Annotated in this window: 3 protein-coding genes; all 3 read right to left on the bottom strand. The window is 38.5% G+C overall.

The window, feature by feature from the left end; genetic code table 11:
- Positions 1 to 133: 133 nt before the first annotated feature.
- A complete protein-coding gene (locus tag VB077_RS16225; protein ID WP_323416301.1) occupies positions 134 to 634 on the bottom strand; it encodes a hypothetical protein in 501 nt (166 codons plus the stop codon).
- Between the two features lie 149 nt (positions 635 to 783).
- On the bottom strand, positions 784 to 1,506 hold the full coding sequence (locus tag VB077_RS16230; RefSeq protein ID WP_323416302.1) for a hypothetical protein: 723 nt from the start codon (positions 1,504 to 1,506) through the stop codon (positions 784 to 786).
- Positions 1,507 to 2,124: 618 nt separating this feature from the next.
- A partial coding sequence (locus tag VB077_RS16235; RefSeq protein WP_323416303.1) for a phosphomethylpyrimidine synthase ThiC occupies positions 2,125 to 2,317 on the bottom strand: 193 nt, incomplete at its 5' end.

Genomic DNA, 2,317 nt, shown 5'->3' on the forward strand with positions numbered 1-2,317 from the left:
TTGGTTAGAATTAAGATTGCCGCCATCGGCAAAGATTTGCGAGAAAAAGAATAACCGCTGAAGGCGGTGAATCTAAAGTTAATAATTAAATGAAATTGGCAATGGGCACATTACCGCCAAAGAACTCAGTTCGCTACATCCAAGTTTTATAAGCATTGTTTTCCATCCGTCTTCTTAGTATCTTTAAGGTTTTTTTCCAAACCTCAACATGCTCTCCACTCCCCGATAATGCTTTGTTATCTTCAGAACACTCTGTTTCGTCAGTTTCTATTTTCTCTATTCTACTCAAATTAAGTATGCTTTCAGTTAGGGCAATCATTTCTTTTGCTTTTTCTATGCCTAATGACAAACTGAATAAGACCGTTATGTCTCCATGAGACTCATAAAATTTAATTGACTCTTTGCCTATCTCCATAGCAAGCAAATCAAGATTTTTCCCAAGTAGTTTTATCTCTGACAATTTATCAATATCGATACTGTCCGTAATGCTCATATCCTCGACTGTGTAAGAAATTCTGAAATTGCATTGATCAAGGCTTGTTCCTTTAAAATTAATTAGCTCTGTCGCCAATTTATAGAACTGTCCGGCTTCAAAAGGCTTGAATTCATATTCTCTGGAAGTAAATATACTCATCTTACAGCACCCTTTCAAAATGAATATTTCTAAAGGGACAACGAAAGAGGCTGTATCAACAACCTCTGTTTATTCATTTTTATGAATTTCGCCCTCCCATTTCTGGAAAATAATTTTCTGGTGCCAACAGGTCCGTCAGGACCTTGGCGTTACTTATACCAGTTTTCATCTGCTTTTCTTATCCGCGCAGCCTCCATAATCCTATTCTTTATTTTATAGCTGAATTTCTTTTTTTCAAGTAAATCCATAAGCGGTTCTTGAACCATTTCCGAAGGACATCTGCTCAATCGTTTCAGAATTTCCGTATAAAGTTGTCTTGTCGTATTATTAGAGGGAGTCCTTGCAAGTTCATTTACATATGCTTTTATCGTATTCTTTTCTGATTCCTTTGAAGTAAGTATATCTACGATTTTTAATCTGAGGTAAACATCTTCTAGGCTTTCCGCCGGCCCCAAGCTCACATAATAGTCGATCAGGCCTTTATAAGCCTTTTCATTTCCAATATGTACATACATTGAAATCGTCGATATAGCATTATTGACTATCGTGTTATCGGCATCGTAAAAGTATTTGATAACCTCATCCACATTTTGATGCTTCATTTTTTCAGAGTGAATATAGGGATTAATATCCTCGTCATCCGAAATATCAACGACTTCAATTTCCTCATAATTCTCACATACTTCCCTTGCGCCATCAAACCGCTTTTTCAGATATAACTCACGGCAACATGAAAAATCCGCATTTTCCACAACTTCATCCATAAAAGGCTCGAAAGCACTATCCATTAAGCATACTCCAAAATCTATATCTAATTCTTTGATGTCTTGAAAAAAGCTGTTGCAATTCTGACAAATTTTGTTCAATTCCATTATTCTCTTCCTTCCTGTCTCATATAAGCTCACTGCTTCTTTGCAGCTGAATTAATTCAAGCATGTTCCCGAATTGCTCCACGATATTCCTTCCCGACTTTTTATCCCCTGCCCTTCGATTTAATCATCTGCACCCGCTCGATAGTAGTCGGCGTACTCCCAACCGGGATACTTCTTTGTCCACGCTGTGCCTTTGACAACATCGCCGATACGGAAACCGCCGCACTGTTGCTGCTTTTCGGAGATTGCTACGGCAAACTAGCATTAATGCCGTTAACAGAGCCGTCAAGGAACAGGTTGTATCCGATGTGGGAATGAGTTCAGTTATCGAGAACATAACGATATAATGTTTATTCTTTATTCTTTTGTAAAGTCCTGCCATAATGCGGCTATGTTTATCAAAGTCTCAAGGGGAAAAAAAAATTATTCTAGAGTAGGTGTTGTACTAGGAAAAACAAAATCTCAGACATTAAAGATATATTCTCGATATCTTCCCTACATTTAACTTTACAAGGGATGATGCCCTCAATCCCCGAAAGCATTTAGCATGTTCTGCAACTGAACCTTACCACCCCCGAGTTGAATTTTCGGGATTCGATGATTTGAATATGCCGGAACCTACAAAATATCAATATATTCTCCCGCAAGTGCTTTATTCATACTTCTTACCGCACAGAACTTTCCACACATGGAACAGGTGTCTTCATGCTCGGGCTTTCTGTCATCGCGGATTGCTTTTGCTGTTTTGGGGTCTATAGCACATTCCCACTGTGCTTCCCAGTCAAGCGCTCTTCTTGCATCTGCCATCTTG

It is taken from the genome of Desulfitobacterium sp., assembly GCF_034927245.1.
GTDB lineage: Bacteria > Bacillota > Desulfitobacteriia > Desulfitobacteriales > Desulfitobacteriaceae > Desulfitobacterium_A.

Bases quoted from the DNA above. Each gene is read 5' to 3' on its own strand.
- VB077_RS16225 (WP_323416301.1), bottom strand. From the start codon at position 634: ATGAGTATATTTACTTCCAGAGAATATGAATTCAAGCCTTTTGAAGCC.
- VB077_RS16230 (WP_323416302.1), bottom strand. From the start codon at position 1,506: ATGGAATTGAACAAAATTTGTCAGAATTGCAACAGCTTTTTTCAAGAC.